We start from the raw sequence: 21,559 nt of genomic DNA, 5'->3' as shown, positions 1-21,559 counted from the left end.
AATTACTCGGCGACGCCCACGTACTCGGCCTGCTCGTTGGCCGTGGTCTCGCCGGAGGCCAGGTTGGCGCGCAGCTTGGCGCCCAGCTCGGCGTCGACGTTGGTCCAGTACTGGATGGCGGCCTCACGGATGTGCGGGCGCTTCACGCCGCCCACCGCACCGGTGATGGTCTCCAGGAAGCGGGCCTTCGCGGCGTCGTCGAACACCTCGCGGTACAGGGTGCCGGCCTGGCCGAAGTCGCTGTCCTCGGAGTGCAGGGTCGCGGCGGAGCGCACCAGCGCGCCGTCGTTCTCCCAGGTGCCCTCGCCGGCCAGGGCCGGATCGGCCACCGGGCCGCCCAGGGTGTTCGGCGCGTAGACCGGGGCGTCGGCCGGGTTGAAGTGGTACCGGCCCTGCCCGTCCTGCGAGTAGTTGTGCACCGGTGCCTTCGGGGCGTTGACCGGCAGCTGGTTGTAGTTGGTGCCCACGCGGTACCGCTGCGCATCCGGGTAGGAGAAGATGCGGGCCATCAGCATCTTGTCCGGGGAAGCGGCGATGCCCGGAACCAGGTTCGCCGGAGACAGCGCGACCTGCTCGATCTGCGCGAAGAAGTTCTCCGGGTTGCGGTTCAGGGTGTGGGTGCCCACCTTGATCAGCGGGTAGTCCGCGTGCGGCCAGACCTTGGTCAGGTCGAACGGGTTGAAGCGGTAGGTCTTGGCATCCTCGTACGGCATGACCTGGACGAACAGGTCCCAGGACGGGAAGTTGCCGGCCTCGATGTTCTCGTACAGGTCGCGGCGGTAGTAGTCCGCATCCGCGCCGGCGATCTTCTCGGCCTCGGCGCCGGTCATCTCGACGTTGCCCTGGTTGGAGACGAAGTGGTACTTCACCCAGAAACGCTCACCGGCGGCGTTGATCCACTGGTAGGTGTGCGAGCCGAAGCCGGGCATTTCCCGCCAGGAGCGGGGCAGGCCGCGGTCGCCCATCAGGTAGGTCACCTGGTGTGCGGACTCAGGGGAGTTGGTCCAGAAATCCCACTGCATGTCGGCGTCGCGCAGGCCCGAGCCCGGCAGGCGCTTCTGCGAGTGGATGAAGTCCGGGAACTTGATGCCGTCGCGGATGAAGAACACCGGGGTGTTGTTGCCCACGATGTCGTAGTTGCCCTCGGTGGTGTAGAAGCGAAGGGCGAAGCCGCGCACGTCGCGCCAGGTGTCGGGTGAACCCATTTCACCGGCGACGGAGGAGAAGCGCTGGACGGTCTCGGTGACGGCGCCCGGCTGGAAGACAGCGGCACGGGTGTACTTGGAGACGTCCTCGGTCACCACGAACTCGCCGAACGCGCCGCCGCCCTTGGCGTGCACGATGCGCTCCGGGATGCGCTCACGGTTGAACTGGGCCAGCTTTTCGACCAGGTAGCGGTCGTGCAGGGCGATTGCGCCGTCCGCGCCGGTGGCGAGGGAGTGCGCATCGCTCGCGACCGGAGTGCCGGTCTGCGTGGTGGTGAAGTTGGACATGCCTTCTCTTTCTTCTACTGGTCCATGCGGACATGGGGTGTCCGGCCGCGGGAAGCGGCCGGGACGAGTGATGGTGCGGCTCGGTCCGCGCGTCAGCCCTTGGCGGCGCAGTCGGCGCAGAGGCCGCGGTACAGCACCTCGGCGATCTGGATGCTCATTCCGTGGCTGTCCGACGGCGTCAGGCAGGGCGAGTGCCCCACTGAGCAGTCCACGTCTTCGATCTTTCCGCAGCCGGTGCAGACGGCGTGGTGGTGGTTGTCGTTGACGCGGGTTTCATAGCGGGCAGGGGAATTGGGCGGTTCGAACCTGCGGATCATGCCCGTGTCGGTGAGGTCCGAAAGGATCACGTAGACGGACTGCAGGCTGATGCCGGGGAGCTGGGTGCGTACGGCGGCCGCGACGTCGTCGGCCACCGCATGCGGGGAGTGCTCGACGGCGTCGAGGACGGCGAGGCGCTGTTTCGTGACGCGCCGGCCGTGCGCACGCAGCTCGGCGGACCACCTGTCGGTGCTGCTGCCGGGTGCTGCTGTCGATGCCATGGCTCCATCGTACACGCTTATTCTGACTGATTCATAATAAGGCGCACCTAACCCCGGTTAGGGTGGATGAAAGACCGGAGGAGGCGATGGTGGAAATGGCTGCGGAACCGGCTGTGCGCAGGCTGCGGGTGGAAGGGCACGACGTCGGGCTGCGCACTGCCGGCGCCGGCCCCGGCGTCGTCCTGGTCCACGGCATCGGGGCGTCCGGGCGGTACTTCGAGCGGCTGGCCGCCGAACTCGCCGCCGATCACCGTGTCCACACCGCCGAGCTGCCCGGCCACGCCCGGCTGCGGCGTCCCGGCCATGCACTCACCATGTCCGGGTACGCGGCCGTCCTGGTCGAAGCGCTGCGGCGGGCCGATGTCGGCCCGGTGCAGCTGGTGGGCCACTCGATGGGCTGCCAGGTGGTGGTCGAGGCCGCCATCCAGGCTCCGGAGCTGGTCTCTTCCCTGGTGCTGCTGGGCCCCACCGTGAACGACGCCGAACGGTCCGGACCGCTGCAGGCGCTGCGCCTGGGCCAGGACACGCTGCGCGAAAGCCCGGCCGTGAACCGGATCGTGTTCAGCGACTACCTGCGCGCCGGGCCGCGCTGGTACCTCACGACGCTGCCGAGGATGATCCGCCACCGCCTCGAGGAAAGGCTGCCGCTGGTGGACTGCCCCGTGGCGCTGGTGCGCGGGGAGCGGGATCCGGTGGTTCCGCGGGACTGGATCGAGCGGCTGGCGCAGGCCCGTCCCGGCACCCTCGCCGGGGAAGTGCCGGGTGAACCGCACGTGATGATGTGGCGCCGACCGGCCGAGACGGCCCGCTGGTGCCGCCGGCTGGAAGCGGAGGCTGATTCGGAGGCCGGACGGTGACCCGGCAGGGGCCCGCCGCGCGGGCGCTCGCCTGGGCGGCCGACTACGCCTACGTGGTGCGCTGGCAGGTCCAGGGCTTCCTGCGGCGCAAGGACCCGGCCGCCTATCTGAGCCCGCCGGCGACCGGCCCCCGCAGGCTGCCGGTGATCCTCATTCCCGGGGTGTACGAGAACTGGCAGTTCCTGCGGCCGCTGGCCGTGCATCTGTCCTCCCGGGGGCACCCGGTGCACACGGTCGCGCCGCTGGGCTACAACCGCGGCCGGATCGAGGACATGGCCCGCCTGGTGGAGGCGTATCTGCGGGCCCGCGACGTCGACGCCGCCGCGATCGTGGCGCACAGCAAAGGCGGGCTGGTCGGCAAGCAGGTGATGCTCGGGCCCGAGGGGAACAGGGTGCGCCGCATGGTCGCGGTGAATACGCCCTTCTCCGGCTCGGTCTACGCACGTTTCTTCCTCAGCCCCGCCATCCGGGCGTTCTCCCCACGCAACCCGTATCTGCGCCGGCTCCAGTCGAGCCTGGAGGTGAACGAGCGGATCACCAGCGTCTACGCCTCCTTCGACCCGCATATTCCCGGCGGCAGCCGGCTCGACGGCGCGCACAACATCGTGCTGGAGTCCTCGGGACACTTCCGCCCGATCGGTGATCCGCGGCTGCACGCGATCGTCGCGCAGGAGCTGGCGGAGGCATAGCCGGTCCTTCCGCAGCGGCGGGGGGGTGCCCGGCGCGGGCCGCCGCCGGACACCCGGCGCGCTTAGGACGCGCCCCTGGCCAGTGCCTGCTCGACGGCGGACGCGGCGCCGTCCAGATACGGCTCGCCGTGCCCGGTCAGCAGGGTGGGTGCGCCGGTAGCGGCGAGCCGTTCCAGCGAGGCGAGGGCTTCGGTGCTGTCCGCCGTGGCGGCGCCCGACACGATCTGCGGACCGTGCCGTCCCGTGTACGGGTCCAGCGTCACCAGGGCGTCGCCGGTGATGAGCACTCCCCGGTCCGGGAAGTGCAGCGCCACGTGGCCCGCGGTGTGGCCCGGGGTATGCAGCAGCTCCGGAGCACCGGGCAGCGCCGCCGCCGCCGGCGCGTCCAGTGAATGGACGTCGGTCACGCCGCGCACCGTCAGGGCTCCGGCCAGCGTCATGGCGCCGAGCGTCCGCAGTGCGCCCGGATGCTGGACGGGATAGCGCAGGCGAGCATTCTCGTGCAGATAGCGGTAGGGGTGCGCGGCCAGGCGGCGGTCCGCGTCGTGGACGAGGATGGGGGTGCGGTACTCCCGGCGCAGTTTCGCCGCCGTACCCACATGGTCGAAATGCGCGTGGGTCAGGACCAGGGCGCGGACGGAGCCGGGGGAATAGCCCAGCCTCGTCAGCGCGCGCACCAGATGCGGCCACATGCCCGGCAGGCCGGCGTCCACCACCATCACGCCGCCGTCGTCCTCGACGAGGTAGCTGTTGACGTATGCGTGCTCAATCCGGTGGACTCCGTCGGCAACGCTGCGCTGGAACATGGTGCCTCCTGCTCTGTTGGGCGGGCGGTTCTGCCCCTATCGTAAGCATGCTGGCAATCCGGGCGGGAACCCGGCCGCCGCTGCCTGCCGCGCCCGGCATCAGCGCAGCCCGGCGCGGACACATTCCCCGGCGGCGGCGCGTGCCGGCCCTAGACTGCTCTGGTGCCCCGACTGCTAGCCGACCTGACCCCCGTCCGGGAGAGCCCGGAATACCGCCGCCTCTGGCTCGGCACCGCGCTGTCCGCCGTCGGCACCCAGCTGACCCTGACCGCCGTGAGCCTGGAGGTCTTCGCGCTCACCGGCTCCAGCCTCTATGTCGGCCTGCTCGGGTTCGTCGGGCTGGCGCCGCTGGTGCTGGCCGGTCTGTACGGCGGGTCCGTGGTGGATGCCTACGACCGGCGCAAGGTCGCGCTCGTTTCGGCGCTGGTGCTTTGGGGAACCACGATCGGCATCGCCGCGCAGGCCTGGCTGGGGCTGGGCAACGTCTGGCTGCTCTACGCGCTGGTGGCGGTCCATGCGGCCGCCGGCGGCATCAACCACCCGGCACGCAGCGCGATCATCCCGCACCTGGTCCGACCCGAACTGCTGCCGGCGGCAAACGCCCTGAACATGATCACCTTCGGCCTGGCCGCGGCCGTCGGCCCGCTGGCCGCCGGCGTGCTGGTCGGGTCCGTCGGATACGGCTGGACCTACACGATCGACGTGCTCACCTTCACCGCCGCAATGAACGCGCTGTACCGGCTGCGCGCCCTGCCGCCGGAGGGAGAAGTGAACCGGGCGGGTCTGCGGTCGGTCCTGGAGGGCCTGCGCTTCCTGGGCACCAGGCCCAACGTCCGCATGACCTTCCTGGTGGATCTGGCCGCCATGGTTCTGGCCAACCCCCGTGCGCTGCTGCCCGCCGTCGGGGCGGTGGTGCTCGGCGGCGGTGCGGAAACCGTCGGCCTGCTGCTGGCCGCCGCCGCCGTGGGTTCCGTCCTCGCCGGACTGTTCTCCGGGCCTCTCGGAGCGGTCAGGCGGCAGGGGGTTGCGGTCGCCTGGTCGATCACCGCCTGGGGCATGACCGTGGCCGCGTTCGGCGCTGTCGTCGTCCTGGCCGGGGCGCAGGACGGCCCGGCGCATCCCGGGTGGCTCTGGGCCGCCGCCGCCTGCATGGCGGCCGGCGGAGCGGCGGACTCCATCAGCGCGGTCTTCCGCACCACCATCCTGCAGTCGGCCACCCCGGACCACATGCGCGGACGGCTGCAGGGGGTGTTCGTCGTGGTCGTCGCGGGCGGGCCGCGGCTCGGGGACCTGGTGGCCGGGTTCGGCGCGACGGTGCTGGGGGAAGGCGGGGCGGCCGTCGCCGGAGGCCTGGCCTGCATCGGCGTCCTGCTGCTGCTCCTGCGCCTGCAGCCCGGCTTCGCGGCTTATGACGCCAGGCATCCGCTGCCCTGACCGGAACAGGGGGACGGTACAAAGCGTTGTACATGGTGGACCAATCCACCCCCCAGTTCAGACGCGGCGCCGACAGGGGTGCCGCATGGAAGGAAACGTGGCTACGTGCACCGTCATTTCAACGGCCTGAAGACCGCGGCGCTGTTCGGCGTGCTCTTCGCCGTCCTGCTCATCATCGGCGGGCTGCTCTCGAGCGGCACCGGCAACTCCGCCTTCATCTGGATCTTCCTGCTGATCGGCCTGGCCACCACCGCCTACAGCTACTGGAACAGCGACAAGCTGGCCATCCGCGCCATGCACGCCGTGCCGGTCACCGAGGCCCAAGCGCCGGAAATGTACCGGATTGTGCGCGAACTCTCCGCCAAGGCCGGGCAGCCCATGCCCCGCCTGTACGTTTCGCCGACCATGGCTCCCAACGCCTTCGCGACGGGACGGAACCCGCAGCACGCGGCGGTCTGCTGCACGCAGGGCATCCTCGCCCTGCTCAATGAGCGCGAGCTCCGCGGCGTGCTGGGCCATGAATTGATGCACGTCTACAACCGGGACATCCTCACCAGCTCCGTGGCGGCGGCCATCGCCGGCGTCATCACCTCGCTGGGCCAGTTCCTGCTCTTCTTCGGCGGCGGCGACCGGCGGAACGCGAATCCGCTGGCCACGATCGCCATGGCGCTGCTGGCCCCGCTGGCGGCGTCGCTGATCCAGATGGGCATCAGCCGCACCCGTGAGTACGACGCCGACGAGGACGGCGCGAAGCTGACCGACGATCCGCTGGCCCTGGCCTCCGCGCTGCGCAAGCTCGAAACCGGCACCCAGCGGGCGCCCCTGCCCAAGGAGGACCAGCGCCTGGCCAATGTCTCGCACCTGATGATCGCGAACCCGTTTCGGGCCGGCGTCCGGGGCCTGCTCTCCACCCACCCGCCCATGGATGACCGGGTCCGCCGCCTCGAGCGGATGGCCGGCCGTCCGCTGGGCTACTAGGAGCACGGCGTGCGCCTTATCCTGGTCCGTCACGGGCAGACGCCCTCGAATGTCCGCCGGCTGCTGGACACCGGTGCGCCGGGTCCCGGCCTGACCGACCTTGGCAGGGAGCAGGCCCGGGCCGTGCCCGCGGCGCTCGGTGAAGAGCCCGTGGACGGCCTCTTCGCGTCCAATCTGGTGCGCACCCAGCACACCGCGGCGCCGCTCGCCCGGGAACGGGACCTGTCCGTGGAGGTCGACCCCGGGCTGCGGGAGATCAGCGCCGGCTCGCTGGAGATGCGCGGCGACGATGCGGCTATCCGGGCCTACCTGGAGACGGTGTACGCCTGGGTCAGCGGCGATCTGGCAGCGCGGATGCCGGCGGGTCCCGACGGCGCCGAGACCCTGGGCCGCTTCGATGAGGCCGTCGACCGGATGCTGCGGGCCGGCCTGCGCTCGCCGGTGGTCTTCAGCCACGGAGCCATCATCCGCGCCTGGTCCACCGCCCGGGCAGGGAACGTGGCACCGGACTTCATCACCGCGAATCCGCTGAGCAACACCGGCATCGTGGTCCTGGAGCACGGCGGTTCCGGGTGGGAGCTGCTGACCTGGATGGGCGAGGCCGTCGGCGGCCGGGCGCTTCAGGACGACGGGGAGGACGGCCCCGCCGCCGAGGGCCTGGCCTCGTAGCCGGTCCGGGCGGGACGCTTCCGACAGCTGCAGACGACCGGTCGAACGACGACGGCGGTGCCTCCCGGGAAGGGGAGGCACCGCCGTCGCGCATCCGTTGCCGGGCCGTCGCGGCCCGCGGGATCAGCGCAGGTTCACGAACTGCAGGTCGACCTCGAGGTCTGAGCCCTTGAGCAGGGCCATGACGGCCTGCAGGTCGTCGCGCGACTTGGAGCTGACCCGCAGCTCATCGCCCTGGATCTGGGACTTGACGCCCTTGGGCCCTTCGTCGCGGATCAGCTTGTTGATCTTCTTCGCCGCGTCCTGGGCGATGCCCTCCTTGATGGAGGCCTCGATGCGGTACTCCTTGCCCGAGGCATAGGGCTCGCCCGCATCGAGCGACTTCAGGGAGATTCCGCGCTTGATCAGCTTGGACTCGAAGACATCCAGCACGGCCTTCACCCGGTCCTCGGAGTTGGCCTTCATCAGGATCTTCTCGCCGCTGAAGTCGATCTCCGCGCCGACGCCCTTGAAGTCGTACCGCTGGGCGATCTCCTTCTGGGCCTGGTTGAGGGCGTTGGCGACCTCCTGCTTGTCGACCTTGCTGACGACGTCGAACGATGACTCGCTTGCCATGGCTTCTCCTTCTGTACGTTCTTGCCTGCCTCCAGCGTACTGGCTGGGTCCCGGCCCATCACGGCCCGGTCCGTTTCACAGCCTGCGTTCAGGTTCTGTTGGGATTCGCTTAACCCTGGCGGGGCACTGTGGAGTCCGTGAGACAGAACACCTCCTTGAACCGCCACCGCCTTGACCGCTCCGCCGTCGACCCGCACCCGTTTCCCGCCCCCGCCCTCCGCTCCTTCCCGGTCCTCCACAGCGCTCTGATGCCCCCGGTGCGCCCGGCTCCCGACGCCGCCGAGCGGCTGGACGGCATCCGCCGGGACCTGGCCAACGCCGTCGCCTGGGGCACCGTCACCGAGGAGCAGGCCGCCGATTTCTACGCCCGGCTCCAGGCCCGGATCGCCCACGGGCACTAGGGTTTCGGAGCCCGATTTCGAAACTGGAGGATTGTTCTGTAAAGTTGTCTTGCCGCGTTGTTGCGGCAGGTCTTCTCAGAAGACGTTCGGCAGATTACCCGAGCGGCCAAAGGGGGCTGACTGTAAATCAGCTGGCACAGCCTACGGGGGTTCGAATCCCTCATCTGCCACCGAACGGAAGGGCCCGGAACCACTTGGTTCCGGGCCCTTCGCCTTTTTCCCCGCAACGCGGTCCAGCACGGCGGGAGCTTCACCGGAAAGCGAACAGCGGCAGACAGCAGGCTGACGGACCGCTAGCGTGGAGGGATGGCAACTATCGACATCACCGAGGCTAACTTCAACGAAACGGTCGAGGGCAACGACATCGTGTTCGTTGACTTCTGGGCGGACTGGTGCGGACCGTGCAAGCAGTTCGCTCCGGTCTACGACAAGGTCTCCGACGAGTACCAGGACATCGTCTTTGCGAAGGTGGACACCGAGGCCCAGCAGGGCCTCGCCGCGGCCGCGGGCATCACCTCGATCCCGACGCTGATGGCTTTCCGCGAGCAGGTCCTGGTCTTCTCCCAGCCCGGTGCGCTGAACGCCACCCAGTTCAGCGGCCTGGTGGAGGCCGTCAAGGGACTGGACATGAAGGCCGTCCACGAGCAGCTGGCCGCGCAGGAGCGCGAGGCGCAGGCCGGTTCCGACGCCGCCGGGCAGTCCTAGTCCGGCCCCGGCAGCCGCACCCCAAAGACCAGGCCGGAAGCCCTCCTGAAGGAGGGCTTCCGGCTCTTTTTGTGCCTCTGGTTCCAGCCCCGTTCAAGGAGTAGTGTTCCCGACACCACGGACGACGCCGCCTGCCGGCAGGCGCCGCCACAGGGCAGGCAGGGCAGGGACGCCTTGGACCCTCTGCCGCCTGTCACCCCACGGACAGGAGCAGGAGCGCACATGAGTTCAAATCGCGGAGTAGCGTACATCGAGCCGGGCGTGGTCGAGGTGCAGGACATCGATTATCCGGCCTTCGAGCTTCGGGACGGGCCCGGGGTGCACCCGGACAACGTGGGCAGGAAGCTGCCGCACGCCGCCATCCTCAAGGTGGTCACCACCAATATCTGCGGCTCCGACCAGCACATGGTCCGCGGCCGCACCACGGCACCGCCGAACCTGGTGCTCGGGCATGAAATCACCGGTGAGGTGGTGGAGACCGGCCCGGACGTCGAGTTCATCAAGGTGGGAGACCTGGTCTCGGTGCCGTTCAACATTTCCTGCGGGCGCTGCCGCAACTGCAAGGAGCGGAAGACCGGCATCTGCCTGAACGTGAATCCCGACCGCCCGGGCAGCGCCTACGGCTACGTGGACATGGGCGGATGGGTCGGCGGGCAGGCCGAGTACGCGCTGGTTCCCTACGCGGACTGGAACCTGCTGCGCTTTCCGGACAAGGACCAGGCCATGGAGAAGATCCTGGACCTGACCATGCTCTCCGACATTTTCCCGACCGGCTACCACGGCGCCGTCACCGCGGGTACCCGCGTCGGCTCCACCGTCTACATTGCCGGTGCCGGCCCGGTGGGACTGGCCGCCGCGGCGAGCGCCCAGCTGCTTGGCGCCGCCGTCGTGATCGTGGGAGACCTCAATGCGGACCGTCTCGCCCAGGCGCGCAGCTTCGGCTGCGAAACGGTGGATGTCTCGCAGGGGGATCCGCGGGAGCAGATTGAGCAGATCCTGGGCGTGCCGGAAGTGGACTGCGCGGTCGACGCCGTCGGTTTCGAGGCGCGCGGGCACGGAGCCGACGCCGCCCGGGAGGCCCCGGCGACGGTGCTTAACTCCCTCATGGACATCACGGCCGCCGGCGGAGCCCTGGGCATCCCCGGACTGTATGTCACCGGTGATCCCGGCGGAGTCGATGAAGCCGCCAAGGTCGGCTCGCTCTCGCTGAACCTGGGCACCGGATGGGCGAAGTCCCTGTCCTTCACCACCGGCCAGTGTCCGGTGATGAAGTACAACCGGGAGCTGATGATGGCGATCCTCAACGACAAGGTGCAGATTGCACAGGCCGTCGGTGCCACCCCCATCAGCCTCGACGACGCCCCGCAGGCCTACCGGGAGTTCGACTCCGGGGTGGCCCGGAAGTACGTGATCGATCCCAACGGCATGCTCAACGGAGCCGCGGGGTGAGCTGACCCGCAGGCCGGCACGGCAGGCACAGCCGGGCACAGTAAGCACCGCCAAACACAGTCAGGGTGGCGGGAGCACGTCCGCTCCCGCCGCCCTTTCCGGTCCGCCCGCCGTTTTGGCGCCTCCCCGCCCGTTATGCCCGGCTGCCCTTCTGCCTGCCCCGAGGCCAGCGGTACGCTCATTGGGCCCGAACAGCCCGGCCGACCGCCGCGGCGTTCGCCTGGGGCCCGTCCCAGGCACCATGACGCCTGCGGGCGGGCGCCCGGCCAAGGCCCAGCCGAAAGCGGGGAGCCATGGCAACTGAAAGCACATCGTTCCGACAGCAGCCAGGTCCGGCGGGAACCGCGCAAAGGCATCAGCGCACCCGCGGCGGGGCAGGCCCCCGATGAACGGCGGCGATACCGCCTGGGTGCTGATCTGCGCCGGGTTGGTGCTGTTCATGACTCCGGGCCTGGCCCTGTTCTACGGAGGCATGGTTCCGGTCCGCAACGTGCTGACCATGATGATGCAGAACATCATTCCGCTCGGCATCATCTCCGTGACCTGGGTACTGGTCGGGTACACCCTCGCCTTCAGCAACGAAGGGGACTCCGTCTTCGGCCGGTTCGACGCCTTCGCCCTGGTCGACGTCGACACTCCCGAATTCCACACCGTCACCGCGGGCGTCACGATTCCGGCGCTCGCCTTCGTGGCGTATCAGATGATGTTCGCCGTCATCACCCCGGCGCTGCTCACCGGTGCCACCGCAGGCCGGCTGAAGTTCGCCGGCTGGACCGTGTTCCTGGCGGCCTGGTCCATCCTGGTCTATCCGCAGGTCGCGCGCTGGCTGTGGCATCCCGACGGCTGGCTGGTCCGGCTCGGCGCCCAGGACTGGGCCGGAGGGATGGTGGTGCACGCCGCCGCGGGCGCCGCCGCGATTGCCGTCCTGCTGGTCGTCGGGCGGCGCCGCGGCTGGCCGAATCCGAAGACCTCGCCCAACAACCTGCCGCTGATGCTCGCCGGGGCCGGCATCCTCTGGTTCGGGTGGTTCGGGTTCAACGCCGGCGACGGGCTGCAGGCCAACGCCGTCGCCGCCCAGGCCCTGATGAACACCCATATTGCCGGAGCCGCCGCGATGCTGACCTGGCTGCTGGTGGAGCGGTTCACCAGCGGCCATTCCACCCTGGTGGGAGCGGCCTCGGGGGCCATCGCCGGACTGGCCACCATCACGCCCTGCGCCGGGTTCGTCAACACGGGCTCGGCCCTGATCATCGGCCTGATCGCCGGGTGCGTGTGCTGCTTCGCCGTCCGGGCCAAGCGGCGGCTGCACTACGACGACGCACTCGACGTCATCGCCGTGCACTTCGTGGGCGGCGTGCTCGGCTCCTTCCTCCTCGGCTTCTTTGCCGACAGCACCATCAACCCGGTCAGCGCGGACGGTCTGTTCGTCGGCGGAGGCGGGAGGCTGCTCTGGCACCAGGTGGTGGCCATCCTCTCCGTGGTGGCTTTCTCCTTTATCCTGAGCTGGATCATCGCCGCCCTGATCAGCCGCACCATGGGCCTGCGCGAACCGGGCCCGGAGCAGGACGACCTGGACCGTGTCCAGCAGGGCGCCTCCGGCTACGCCCTCAGCGGCATCCTGGCCCGCCCGACGACGAGCGGCCGCGGTGCGAAAGCCGACGGCGGGGCGCCGCCCGCCGACGTCGGCGCAGGAGGCAGCGACGGCACGCAGCATCCCGCCGCATCCGGCACCGGCAGGATGCAGCCCGCCCGGCCCGCGGGCACGGACGGCAGCGCAGGTGCGGCCGGAGGGGCGGGCAGGGGCGGCTCCGTCCGGGCACACGGCGACGCGCTGGACGTGCACCACCTGATCAGCGCCGTCGTCAACACCTCCCGCGTGGACGGACTGCGGGACGCGCTGCTGATGGCCGGCGCGCGGTCCGTTGAGCTCTCGGAAACCACCGTCTACACCGGCCGCATCCGCACCGAGCTCTTCCGGTCCGAGAAACGGACGCTGGACTTCGATGACCGGCTGCGGGTGCAGGCCGGGGTCGACGATGAGCACGAGGAGGCGGTGGTGGCTGTCCTCAAGCGCTTCGGGGCTGAGCCCCACACCATCCACCGCCTGGACGTCACCCCGTACTGAGCAGCGCTGTGGGACTGGCCCTCAGCGCCGGCGGTGGTCCTCGGGGGCGAGCTTCGGACCGTAGGCCTGCTTCCGGAAACCGCTGAGCATCAGCATCCGCACCACCCGCTGCCGGTGCCCGCGCCAGGGCTCGAGCAGGGCCAGCATGCCGGCGTCGTCCGTCCGGCGGCCGGTCAGCGCCGCCCCCACGAACTTGGCCAGGTGGAAATCGCCCACCGAGACGGTGTCCGGGGCGCCGTGCGTGCGCTGTACGGTCTCCGCCACGGTCCACGGGCCGATGCCCGGCACCGTACGCAGCCGGGCCTCGAGGTCGGCGCCCACGGGAGCCTCCGCCAACCGTTCCAGGCCCGACGCCGCGGCGCAGGCCCGCATGACGGCCCCGGAACGGGAGGAGTCGACGCCGGCGCGGTGCCACTCCCAGCTGGGTACGCGGCGCCAGCCGGCGGCGTCGGGCGCCACGCGCAGGTGCGCCGGCCCGGGGCCCGGGGCGGGCCGGCCGAACTTCGTCACCAGGTACCGCCAGGCGGAGTAGGCCTCCATCAGGGTGACCTTCTGCTCCAGGATCACCGGCACCAGCGTGTCCAGCATCCGCCCGCAGGCCGGCAGGCGCAGCCCGGGGTTCCGCCGCCGGGTCTCGGTGACCAGGCGGGGCAGCGTGGCGAGGAAGCCGGCGTCGTCGAAGCCGGACCAGTCGTCGTCGGCACCCAGCAGCCGCGGCACGCGGGCCAGGGCAGCCTCCGCTCCCGGGCCCCAGGCGGACGCCCGGACCAGCACCGGCCCGGCGGCGGGCCCGGTGCGCGGGGAGGCAGCGCCGGAGGATGGAAGGACGGCCAGGCGCAGGGTCGCGTCGCCGTCGGCGGTGGCGAACGCCAGCCAGGCTTCGCCCGCCCCCACAAGAGTGGTGGGGTCCCGCCGCCCGTGGGCCAGCGGGGCCAGGGAAGCACCCAGGCTGTAGGGGCCCGGCAGCTCAACGAGGGCGGACAGACCGGTCCCCGAGGCAGGCAGCGCAGACACCGGCAGGGACATGGCTTCATCCTTTCACGGGACACCCCCGTCAAGCCGCGTCGTCCGGGCTCCGCCGGGTGTGGCGTTCGCTACCGGCGGCGGCCATTGCTACGCCGGATGCCGCCGAGGCTGACCCCGGGCAGCGGCTGCCAGTAACGTGGAGCCCATGAAGTATGCCAACACCGTCCTGGACCTGATCGGCAACACCCCGCTGGTGAAGCTCAACCACGTCACGGAGGGCATCGACGCCACCGTGCTCGTGAAGCTGGAGTACCTGAACCCGGGCGGCTCCATCAAGGACCGCATCGCCGTGAAGATGATCGAGGAGGCCGAGAAGCAGGGCAGGCTGCAGCCCGGCGGCACCGTCATCGAACCGACCAGCGGCAACACCGGCGTCGGGCTGGCCCTGGTCGCCCAGCAGAAGGGCTACAAGACCATCTTTGTCACCCCCGACAAGGTGGGCGTCGAGAAGCGGGACGTGCTGCGCGCCTACGGCGCCGACGTCGTCGTCACCCCCACCGCCGTCGCACCGGACAGCCCCGAGTCCTACTACGGCGTCTCGGACCGGCTGGTGCGGGAAACCCCCGGCGGCTTCAAGCCCGACCAGTTCTCCAACCCGGCCGCCCCGGCCAGCCACTATGAGAGCACCGGCCCGGAGATCTGGCAGGACACCGACGGGCGGATCACCCACTTCGTCGCCGGCGCCGGCACCGGCGGCACCATCACCGGCACCGGTCGGTACCTCAAGGACATCTCCGCCGACCGCGCCTCCGGTCCGGTGCGGATCATCGCCGCCGATCCCGAGGGCTCGGTCTACTCCGGCGGCACCGGACGCCCCTACTTCGTCGAGGGCGTCGGCGAGGACATGTGGCCGGACAACTACGATCCCTCCGTGCCGGATGAGGTGATCGCCGTGAACGACGCCGAGTCCTTCGCCATGACCCGCCGTCTGGCCCGCGAGGAAGGCCTGCTCGTCGGCGGCTCCTCCGGCATGGCCGTGGTGGCCGGCCTCCGCGCGGCGCGGGACCTGGGCCCGGACGACGTCATGGTGATCGTGCTGCCGGACAGCGGCCGCGGCTACATGGGCAAGATCTTCAACGACGGCTGGATGCGCTCCTACGGTTTCCTCGGCCGGGAAGAGGACGGCACCGTGGTGGCCGACGTGCTCGCCGGCGACGGCGGCGCGCCGGAGCTGCCCTGGCTCAGCCCTGAGACGACCGTCCGCGACGCGATTGCCCGCCTGGCCAAGGAATCCCTGCCCGCACTGCCGGTGCTGGCGGCCGAGCCTCCCGTCCGCACCGGCGAAGTCCGCGGGGCGGTGACTGAGCGCAGCCTCACCGACAAGCTGTTCCGCGGCGAGGCTGCAGCCTCCGACCCGGTTGCGCTCCACCTGGACCCCGCCCTGCCCGTGATCGGCGCCTCGGCCCCCGTGGCCGCCGCCGTCGAGGCCCTTGCCGACGCCGATGCTGTCCTGGTGATGCGCGACGGCGAGACGCTGGGAATACTGGCGCGCCGCGATCTGCTTGCCTTCCTGGGCGCCTGAGCAGGGACCGCCGAAGAGACTTCCAACCGCACCAGCCGGGAGCACCCGGAAAGGAGCACCATGACCAACGGCTTCAACACCCGCGCCATCCACGCCGGCCAGGCCCCCGACCCGAGCACCGGCGCCGTCATTCCGCCGCTGTACCAGAGCACCACGTACGCGCAGGACGGCATCGGCGGACTGCGCAACGGATACGAGTACGGCCGCGGCACCAACCCCACCCGCGACGCCCTGCAGGAACAGCTGGCTGCCCTGGAGGGCGGCGCCCACGCCTTCTCGTTCAGCTCCGGCCTCGCCGCCGAGGACGCCCTGATCCGGGCGCTGCTGGCGCCGGGGGACCACATCGTGCTCGGCAACGACGCGTACGGCGGCACCTACCGGCTGATCGACCGGGTGCTCTCCGGCTGGGGCATCACCAATGCCGCCGTCGACATGGCCGATATGGAGGCGCTCACCGCCGCCATCGCGGCCGGCAACACCAAGATGGTGTGGCTGGAGACCCCGTCGAACCCGATGATGAAGATCTCCGACATCGCCGCCGTCGCGCAGGCCGCGCACGACGCCGGTGCCTGGCTGGTCGTCGACAACACCTTCGCCTCGCCGTACCTGCAGCAGCCGCTGGCCCTGGGCGCGGACATCGTGGTGCACTCCACCACCAAGTACATCGGGGGGCACTCCGACGCCGTCGGCGGTGCGGTCATCCTCAACGACGACGCCGCCGCAGAGAAGATCGGCTTCATCCAGTTCGCGGTCGGGGCGGTTTCGGCTCCGATGGAGGCCTGGTTGACCACCCGCGGCCTGAAGACCCTGGGCGTGCGCATGGACCGGCACTCCGCCAACGCGATGGCGGTGGCCCGCTGGCTGAAGGAGCACCCCGCCGTCGAGTCCGTCCTGTACCCGGGGCTGGAGGACCATCCCGGCCACGAGCTGGCCAGGGCCCAGATGAAGGACTTCGGGGGCATGGTCTCCGTGGCGTTCAAGGGCGGGGAGGCGGCGGCGCGCACCGTGGCCGAAGCGACCCGGGTGTTCACCCTGGCCGAGTCGCTGGGCGGCGTCGAGTCGCTGATGAATTACCCGTCCGAAATGACCCACGCCTCGGTCAAGGGCACCGAACTGGCCGTGCCCGAGAACCTCATCCGGCTCTCCGTGGGCATCGAAGACGTGGAGGACCTGATCGCCGACCTGGACCAGGCCCTCGGGCAGCTCCAGGCGGGCTGAGCCGGCGGGCCGGCCCGTTTCGCGCGGAACGGCACGGCGGCCGGCGGGGCAACCGCCGGCCGCCGTGCCGTTTAAGGGGCTGCCCCGGCCGCCGTCAGCGCGGGGGAAGGGGGCGGCCGCGGCGCCGCGGCGGGCGCGGGTCGGTGGTCCGCAGGTGGCGCACGCTCTCCGGAAGCCAGAGCAGCGCCGCGCAGGCCAGGAGCAGCACGCCCAGCGCGGCGAGCGACGCGCCGCGGAACAGCAGGGGAACCCCGAGAAGGACGCCGAGGCTGGTCAGGGTCTCCCGCCCGCTGCGCTGGCTGCGGCGCAGCTGCAGGGCTCCCCAGGCGGCCACCAGTCCCAGGACCAGGCTGAGGACCCCAAGGCTCATCAGCCCGGGGCCGTCGTCGCCGCCGGTCCGTGCGGACAGGATGAAGGAGACCCCGACGGCGCCCAGCAGCAGAGCGGACAGCAGCCACCCGGTGCAGGCGAGGCGGAGGGTTCGTGGCAGGGGAGGACGCGGCGCTTTCATCTCCTCCAACCTACCCGGGCGGCGCTGTTTGCGGGCCCGGGGGTCCTCGGCATGGAGAGCCGCCGGTAGACTGGTCGTCGCGGCCCGTCGGGCGGCACCAAAGCGAAGGCAGGAGGGCCGCGTGGCAGCAGTCGGCGGATCCCGCGGCGTGGCCATGCTTGCGCTGACCGCGGCGGCTGCCCTCTCAGCCACCGGCCTGGTCTGGCTCGGATACCTGGCGGCACCCGCGGACGGCTTGGACTTCCGGGTCTACCTGCTGGGCGGGCAGAGCGTCATCGACGCACGGGGCGAGCTGTACACCCGCTCCATCCCCAACGGCGAGAACCCGCCGCTGATGTTCACCTATCCGCCGTTCGCCGCCCTGGTCTTCGCCCTCCTGGCGCCTTTCGGCGACTCGCTCGGCTTCCTGCTCTTCCGCATCCTTTCCTACCTCCTCACCTTCCTCGCCGCGGTCTGGCTGACCGGCTGGCTCGCCGGGCGGCGGAGCCCGCTGCAGGTGCTGGCGCATCCGTGGCTGCGACCTGCCGCAATCTTCGGCTTCGGACTGCTGGCAGCCCTCGGCCCGTGGCGGGAGACCATCGCATTCGGCCAGATCAACATCCTGCTCTTCATGCTGATCCTCGGGGACAACCTTTCCCGCCGCCCCGGCCGGCCCACCGGGCTGCTCACCGGCATCGCCGCCGGCATCAAACTGACCCCGCTTGTCTTCGGCCTCTACTACCTGCTCCGGGGTGATTGGCGGGGCCTGCGCAACATGGCGGTCGGGTTCCTGGCCACCTTCGCCCTCGGTTTCCTGGTGCTCCCGCGCGAGTCACGCACCTACTGGGGTGAGCTGCTGCCCGAAACCGAGCGGATCGGCGGCCCCGGATACGTGGACAATCTGTCCCTGCGCGGGGCCATCGCGCACATCGCCGGTCCGGACTTTCCAGGCACCGGCGTGTGGCTCGTCTTGGCGGCGGCTGCCCTGGCGGCGGTCGCGGTCCTGATCCGCCGCGCGGACGTCGCGGGCCGGCCCATGACGGCCCTGGCGGGGACGGCGCTGCTGATGCTCCTTGTCTCCCCGGTCTCCTGGTCCCACCACTGGGTCTGGGTGGCGCTGCTGGGCGCGGTCCTGCTGCGCGACCTGATGGACCTGCCCGCCGGCCACCGGCGCCTGCGCGGCGCCGGGGCCGCCCTGCTCGCCGCAGGCGCCGTCATCTTCTACCTGTCGCCCAAGAAGACCGCGCTGCTGCTGGGCGCGCAGGACCTGGACGCCCAGCAGCCGCAGCTGTGGCTGATCGCGGCGAGCCTGGGGGTGTTCTGGGGCGTGTCCGTGCTGGCCTGGCTGCTGTGCGCCTACCAGCGCAGACGCCGTTGGAACCGACGGCCCGTGTACCTGCCCGGCGCCGCCGTCGAAGGCGCGCAGCCGGGAGTGCGGGAAAGCCGGTCATAAGCCGGTGCAGGCCGCGCGGCCTCGTCTAGGATGGGCACCATGACCGCCGGAACCGTGCTGGCCGTGTGCCGCGTCCATCAGCTGCATCCCACCCGGGACACCGTGGGAGTGACCGCCATCGACAAGCGCCCGGTGGACGGCCCGGTCCAGGTCTACGACCTGGGCCTCACCGGCGACGTCCAGGTCAGCCGCCGGCACCACGGCGGCGAGACGAAGGCGGTCTACGCGTACAGCCAGGCCGACGCCGAATACTGGGCCGCGGAACTGGGCCGGGAGATCCCGCCTGGGCTGTTCGGCGAGAATCTGCGTCTGGCCGGCATTGACGCCTCCAACGCACTGGTGGGGGAGCGGTGGCGGATCGGCGGGGCAGTGGAACTGGAGGTCACCGGCCCGCGTACCCCCTGCCGGAACTTCCAGGATCGGATGGGAGAGCCGCGTTTCACCGCCCGGTTCACCCGCGCCGCCCGCACCGGCGCCTATCTGCGGGTGCTGAAGACCGGGCCCGTCGCCGCCGGAGACGCCGTCGAGGTCCTCTCGAAGCCCGGGCACGGCGTCAGCATCGCGCAGGTCTTCCGCGGTCCGGACGAAGACCAGATCCAGGCGCTGTTCGACGCCCAGGCCGCCGGCCTGAAGCTCGCCCCGGAGCTGGTGCGCAGCCTGCGTCGGGCATCTCGGCGCCATGCCGCCGCGCCCGGCGTGGAACCCGCGGCTGAACCGGCGGGCCTGAAGCGGGCCTGAGTCGCCGGCTGTGCCCAAGCTCACCGGCCCGGTGGACCGGCTCCGGCCGTACATGGCGTACACTTGAAACATCCCCCACTCCGGTATCCCTGTTTTTCCGCCAGTACCGGCGGAGCGTTGTGTTGGGGCCCGCATCCTTTTTGCGGGCAGATTCATCTCCTGGGGAAGGCCGGCAAAGAAATCGCCACACCGGCTGCGCGCACAACCCAGTGCCTTCGGCCACCAGCTGTGGCGGAAAGTCCTGCCTGGGATTGGAACAGCGCCGGACTTGCGTCCTGCAGCCACCGTGCTGCCCGGTTCCATCCCCGTGAGGAATAATCTCCGTGCCTGAGAGCATCAACGAAAACCTGCCCGAAACCGCCTCCCTCGAGGCCGAGTCCGGTGCCGCCGTCGACGACGCGCAGCCGGAAGCGGACAGCACTCCCCGCTTCACCGACTTCAACCTGGATGCCCGCGTCCTGGCCGCCCTGACCGACGTCGGCTACGAGAAGCCCTCGCCGATCCAGGCCGCCACCATTCCGGTGCTGCTCGAAGGCCGCGACGTCGTCGGCCTGGCCCAGACCGGCACCGGCAAGACCGCCGCCTTCGCCGTCCCGGCCCTGTCCCGCCTGGCCGAACTGGCCGAGGTCAACGGCCCCAGCCGCGACACCCAGGTCCTGGTCCTCGCCCCGACCCGCGAGCTTGCCCTGCAGGTTGCCGAAGCCTTCACCTCCTACGCAAAGCACATGGAGGACTTCACCGTCCTGCCCGTCTACGGCGGCTCCCCCTACGGCCCGCAGCTGGCCGGCCTGCGCCGCGGCGCCCAGGTCGTCGTCGGCACGCCGGGCCGCGTGATCGACCACATCGCCAAGGGTTCCCTGGACCTGTCCAACCTGCAGTACGTGGTCCTGGACGAGGCCGACGAGATGTTGCGCATGGGCTTTGCCGACGACGTGGAGCAGATCCTCTCCTCCACCCCGGACGAGAAGCAGGTGGCCCTGTTCTCGGCCACCATGCCCGGCGCCATCCGCAAGATCGCCAAGCAGTACCTGAAGAACCCTGCGGAGATCACGGTCAAGTCCTCGGTCACCACCGGCTCCAACATCCGCCAGCGCTACGTGCAGGTCATGGGCCCGCACAAGCTCGACGCGATGACCCGCATCTTCGAAGCTGAGCAGTTCGACGGCGTCATCGCCTTCGTCCGCACCAAGATGGCCACCGAGGACCTCGCCGACAAGCTCAAGGCCCGCGGCTACAAGGCCGCCGCGATCAACGGCGACATCCCGCAGGCCCAGCGCGAGCGGACCGTGGAGGCCCTGCGCGACGGCAAGATCGACATCCTGGTCGCCACCGACGTCGCCGCCCGCGGCCTCGACGTCGAGCGCATCTCCCTGGTTGTGAACTACGACATCCCGCACGACACCGAGTCCTACGTGCACCGCATCGGCCGTACCGGCCGCGCCGGCCGCACCGGCGACGCGATCCTGTTCATGACCCCGCGCGAGAAGTACCTGCTGCGGGCCATCGAGAAGGCCACCCGCCAGCCGGTGGAGCACATGCCGCTGCCGTCCGTTGACGTGGTGAACAACAAGCGTCTGGCCAAGTTCGCCGAGCGGATCACCGAGACCATCGCCTCGCAGGACCTGACCGTCTTCCGCGACCTCGTCAACAGCTACGTGGCCGACAACGCCGAGGTCACCGCCGAGGAAGTCGCTGCAGCCCTGGCCCTGATGGCCCAGAACGGCCGCCCGCTGCTGCTCGAGGAACTGCCGCAGGCTCCGGCCCGCCAGCGTGACCGCGCCGACGGCAAGCGGGACAGCTTCAACTCCCGCGGCCCGTCCCGCACCCTGACCGAGGGCAACGCGACCTACCGGATCGCCGTCGGACGCCGCAACCGTGTCATGCCGGGCTCCATCGTCGGCGCCATTGCCAACGAGGGCGGCCTGTCCGCCGCGCAGATCGGCGGCATCGACATCCGCTCGGACCACAGCCTGGTGGAGCTGCCCGCGGACCTGTCCCAGGACCAGCTGCGCGCTCTGTCCCGTACCCGGATCGGCGGCGAGCTGATCCACCTGGAACTGGACAAGGGACGCCGTCCTGTCCGTGACCGTGACGGCGGCGCGCCCCGCGGCGGCGGCTACAAGAAGCGCGACGGCGAGCGGTCCTTCGGTGACCGCGGCAGCGACCGTCCGCAGCGCAAGCGCTTCGACGGCGACCGCGGCGGCAACAAGTTCGCCCGCAAGCCCCGCTACCAGGACTGAGCACAGGCCGGGCCCAGCCGGCCGGCCACACGTGGACATGAGAAAGGCCCCCGCCGTCCGGCGGGGGCCTTTCCCCATGCGGCGCCCGGCCCGTATGCGGCCGGTCGGGGCT

The 21,559-nt window shown here is 70.6% G+C and carries 20 protein-coding genes and 1 tRNA gene; 15 read left to right on the top strand and 6 right to left on the bottom strand.

What is annotated here, in order from left to right; genetic code table 11:
• Window positions 1-2 precede the first annotated feature (2 nt).
• Together AC5RUW_RS12405 and AC5RUW_RS12400 are read right to left on the bottom strand one after the other, a co-directional pair.
• Window positions 3-1,493: a catalase gene (locus tag AC5RUW_RS12405; protein WP_494005687.1), complete on the bottom strand. Its 1,491-nt coding sequence runs from the start codon at window positions 1,491-1,493 to the stop codon at window positions 3-5.
• Window positions 1,494-1,585: 92 nt separating this feature from the next.
• Window positions 1,586-2,032, bottom strand: coding sequence for a Fur family transcriptional regulator (locus AC5RUW_RS12400; protein ID WP_494160971.1), 447 nt, complete (start codon window positions 2,030-2,032; stop codon window positions 1,586-1,588).
• A 62-nt stretch (window positions 2,033-2,094) separates the two neighbouring features.
• Here AC5RUW_RS12400 and AC5RUW_RS12395 point away from each other — a divergent pair, with 62 nt between their 5' ends.
• The gene (locus AC5RUW_RS12395) at window positions 2,095-2,889 is read left to right on the top strand and encodes an alpha/beta fold hydrolase (protein ID WP_494160970.1); all 795 of its coding nucleotides are present in this window, start codon (window positions 2,095-2,097) and stop codon (window positions 2,887-2,889) included.
• Entirely contained in the window at window positions 2,886-3,578 is a 693-nt protein-coding gene (locus AC5RUW_RS12390) for an esterase/lipase family protein (RefSeq protein WP_494160969.1), read from the top strand. The genes AC5RUW_RS12395 and AC5RUW_RS12390 overlap by 4 nt, the downstream gene beginning before the upstream one ends.
• Window positions 3,579-3,640: 62 nt before the next feature.
• Here AC5RUW_RS12390 and AC5RUW_RS12385 read toward each other — a convergent pair whose 3' ends face one another.
• Window positions 3,641-4,384, bottom strand: a complete 744-nt coding sequence (locus AC5RUW_RS12385) for an MBL fold metallo-hydrolase (RefSeq protein ID WP_494160968.1) — start codon at window positions 4,382-4,384, stop codon at window positions 3,641-3,643.
• Between the two features lie 162 nt (window positions 4,385-4,546).
• Here AC5RUW_RS12385 and AC5RUW_RS12380 point away from each other — a divergent pair, with 162 nt between their 5' ends.
• The 3 genes from AC5RUW_RS12380 (at window position 4,547) to AC5RUW_RS12370 (ending at window position 7,465) form a co-directional block, all read left to right on the top strand.
• Complete coding sequence (locus AC5RUW_RS12380; RefSeq protein ID WP_494160967.1) at window positions 4,547-5,818, top strand: MFS transporter; 1,272 nt, start codon at window positions 4,547-4,549, stop codon at window positions 5,816-5,818.
• Between the two features lie 105 nt (window positions 5,819-5,923).
• Window positions 5,924-6,796, top strand: coding sequence for a zinc metalloprotease HtpX (gene htpX, locus AC5RUW_RS12375; RefSeq protein ID WP_494160966.1), 873 nt, complete (start codon window positions 5,924-5,926; stop codon window positions 6,794-6,796).
• Between the two features lie 9 nt (window positions 6,797-6,805).
• Window positions 6,806-7,465 (top strand): histidine phosphatase family protein, encoded by a 660-nt coding sequence (locus AC5RUW_RS12370; protein ID WP_494160965.1) that lies wholly within the window; start codon window positions 6,806-6,808, stop codon window positions 7,463-7,465.
• Between the two features lie 123 nt (window positions 7,466-7,588).
• Here AC5RUW_RS12370 and AC5RUW_RS12365 read toward each other — a convergent pair whose 3' ends face one another.
• On the bottom strand, window positions 7,589-8,080 hold the full coding sequence (locus AC5RUW_RS12365; RefSeq protein WP_494160964.1) for a YajQ family cyclic di-GMP-binding protein: 492 nt from the start codon (window positions 8,078-8,080) through the stop codon (window positions 7,589-7,591).
• 137 nt (window positions 8,081-8,217) lie between these two features.
• On the opposite strand from AC5RUW_RS12365, the gene AC5RUW_RS12360 reads away from it, so the two are divergent.
• From AC5RUW_RS12360 to amt, 5 genes are all read left to right on the top strand, one after another.
• Window positions 8,218-8,481 (top strand): hypothetical protein, encoded by a 264-nt coding sequence (locus AC5RUW_RS12360; RefSeq protein WP_494160963.1) that lies wholly within the window; start codon window positions 8,218-8,220, stop codon window positions 8,479-8,481.
• A gap of 88 nt (window positions 8,482-8,569) precedes the next feature.
• Window positions 8,570-8,651: transfer RNA gene (locus AC5RUW_RS12355), tRNA-Tyr, on the top strand.
• A 136-nt stretch (window positions 8,652-8,787) separates the two neighbouring features.
• Window positions 8,788-9,186, top strand: coding sequence for a thioredoxin (trxA, locus tag AC5RUW_RS12350; RefSeq protein ID WP_494005677.1), 399 nt, complete (start codon window positions 8,788-8,790; stop codon window positions 9,184-9,186).
• Window positions 9,187-9,408: 222 nt separating this feature from the next.
• The gene (fdhA, locus tag AC5RUW_RS12345) at window positions 9,409-10,635 is read left to right on the top strand and encodes a formaldehyde dehydrogenase, glutathione-independent (RefSeq protein ID WP_494005676.1); all 1,227 of its coding nucleotides are present in this window, start codon (window positions 9,409-9,411) and stop codon (window positions 10,633-10,635) included.
• A 385-nt stretch (window positions 10,636-11,020) separates the two neighbouring features.
• Entirely contained in the window at window positions 11,021-12,760 is a 1,740-nt protein-coding gene (gene amt / locus AC5RUW_RS12340; RefSeq protein WP_494160962.1) for an ammonium transporter, read from the top strand.
• 21 nt (window positions 12,761-12,781) lie between these two features.
• Here the strand turns inward: amt and AC5RUW_RS12335 are convergent, their stop codons facing one another.
• Window positions 12,782-13,786 carry a DNA-3-methyladenine glycosylase family protein gene (locus AC5RUW_RS12335; protein ID WP_494160961.1) on the bottom strand — a complete coding sequence of 335 codons (1,005 nt, stop codon included), beginning with the start codon at window positions 13,784-13,786 and terminating at the stop codon, window positions 12,782-12,784.
• A gap of 145 nt (window positions 13,787-13,931) precedes the next feature.
• Here AC5RUW_RS12335 and AC5RUW_RS12330 point away from each other — a divergent pair, with 145 nt between their 5' ends.
• Window positions 13,932-15,308 carry a cystathionine beta-synthase gene (locus AC5RUW_RS12330; RefSeq protein WP_494160960.1) on the top strand — a complete coding sequence of 459 codons (1,377 nt, stop codon included), beginning with the start codon at window positions 13,932-13,934 and terminating at the stop codon, window positions 15,306-15,308.
• Between the two features lie 60 nt (window positions 15,309-15,368).
• Window positions 15,369-16,526, top strand: a complete 1,158-nt coding sequence (locus AC5RUW_RS12325) for a cystathionine gamma-synthase (protein ID WP_494160959.1) — start codon at window positions 15,369-15,371, stop codon at window positions 16,524-16,526.
• A gap of 94 nt (window positions 16,527-16,620) precedes the next feature.
• Here AC5RUW_RS12325 and AC5RUW_RS12320 read toward each other — a convergent pair whose 3' ends face one another.
• Window positions 16,621-17,037, bottom strand: a complete 417-nt coding sequence (locus AC5RUW_RS12320; RefSeq protein ID WP_494160958.1) for a hypothetical protein — start codon at window positions 17,035-17,037, stop codon at window positions 16,621-16,623.
• A gap of 121 nt (window positions 17,038-17,158) precedes the next feature.
• Between AC5RUW_RS12320 and AC5RUW_RS12315 the strand changes: the two genes are divergently transcribed.
• From AC5RUW_RS12315 to AC5RUW_RS12305, 3 genes are all read left to right on the top strand, one after another.
• Window positions 17,159-18,469: a glycosyltransferase 87 family protein gene (locus AC5RUW_RS12315; protein ID WP_494160957.1), complete on the top strand. Its 1,311-nt coding sequence runs from the start codon at window positions 17,159-17,161 to the stop codon at window positions 18,467-18,469.
• A gap of 39 nt (window positions 18,470-18,508) precedes the next feature.
• The gene (locus AC5RUW_RS12310) at window positions 18,509-19,207 is read left to right on the top strand and encodes an MOSC domain-containing protein (protein ID WP_494160956.1); all 699 of its coding nucleotides are present in this window, start codon (window positions 18,509-18,511) and stop codon (window positions 19,205-19,207) included.
• Between the two features lie 323 nt (window positions 19,208-19,530).
• Window positions 19,531-21,447, top strand: a complete 1,917-nt coding sequence (locus tag AC5RUW_RS12305; RefSeq protein WP_494160955.1) for a DEAD/DEAH box helicase — start codon at window positions 19,531-19,533, stop codon at window positions 21,445-21,447.
• Window positions 21,448-21,559 lie beyond the last annotated feature (112 nt).

The organism is Arthrobacter sp. Y3222053, from assembly GCF_059092805.1.
The sequence above is the reverse complement of the archived record's forward strand: the minus strand, read 5'-3'. Positions and strand labels throughout refer to the sequence as shown.

Excerpts from the sequence above, each read along its gene's own strand:
- amt (WP_494160962.1), top strand. The coding sequence starts at position 11,021 with ATGAACGGCGGCGATACCGCCTGGGTGCTGATCTGCGCCGGGTTGGTG.
- trxA (WP_494005677.1), top strand. The coding sequence starts at position 8,788 with ATGGCAACTATCGACATCACCGAGGCTAACTTCAACGAAACGGTCGAG.
- AC5RUW_RS12400 (WP_494160971.1), bottom strand. The coding sequence starts at position 2,032 with ATGGCATCGACAGCAGCACCCGGCAGCAGCACCGACAGGTGGTCCGCC.
- fdhA (WP_494005676.1), top strand. The coding sequence starts at position 9,409 with ATGAGTTCAAATCGCGGAGTAGCGTACATCGAGCCGGGCGTGGTCGAG.
- AC5RUW_RS12335 (WP_494160961.1), bottom strand. The coding sequence starts at position 13,786 with ATGTCCCTGCCGGTGTCTGCGCTGCCTGCCTCGGGGACCGGTCTGTCC.
- AC5RUW_RS12325 (WP_494160959.1), top strand. The coding sequence starts at position 15,369 with ATGACCAACGGCTTCAACACCCGCGCCATCCACGCCGGCCAGGCCCCC.
- AC5RUW_RS12405 (WP_494005687.1), bottom strand. The coding sequence starts at position 1,493 with ATGTCCAACTTCACCACCACGCAGACCGGCACTCCGGTCGCGAGCGAT.
- AC5RUW_RS12310 (WP_494160956.1), top strand. The coding sequence starts at position 18,509 with ATGACCGCCGGAACCGTGCTGGCCGTGTGCCGCGTCCATCAGCTGCAT.
- AC5RUW_RS12385 (WP_494160968.1), bottom strand. The coding sequence starts at position 4,384 with ATGTTCCAGCGCAGCGTTGCCGACGGAGTCCACCGGATTGAGCACGCA.
- AC5RUW_RS12330 (WP_494160960.1), top strand. The coding sequence starts at position 13,932 with ATGAAGTATGCCAACACCGTCCTGGACCTGATCGGCAACACCCCGCTG.
- AC5RUW_RS12365 (WP_494160964.1), bottom strand. The coding sequence starts at position 8,080 with ATGGCAAGCGAGTCATCGTTCGACGTCGTCAGCAAGGTCGACAAGCAG.
- AC5RUW_RS12320 (WP_494160958.1), bottom strand. The coding sequence starts at position 17,037 with ATGAAAGCGCCGCGTCCTCCCCTGCCACGAACCCTCCGCCTCGCCTGC.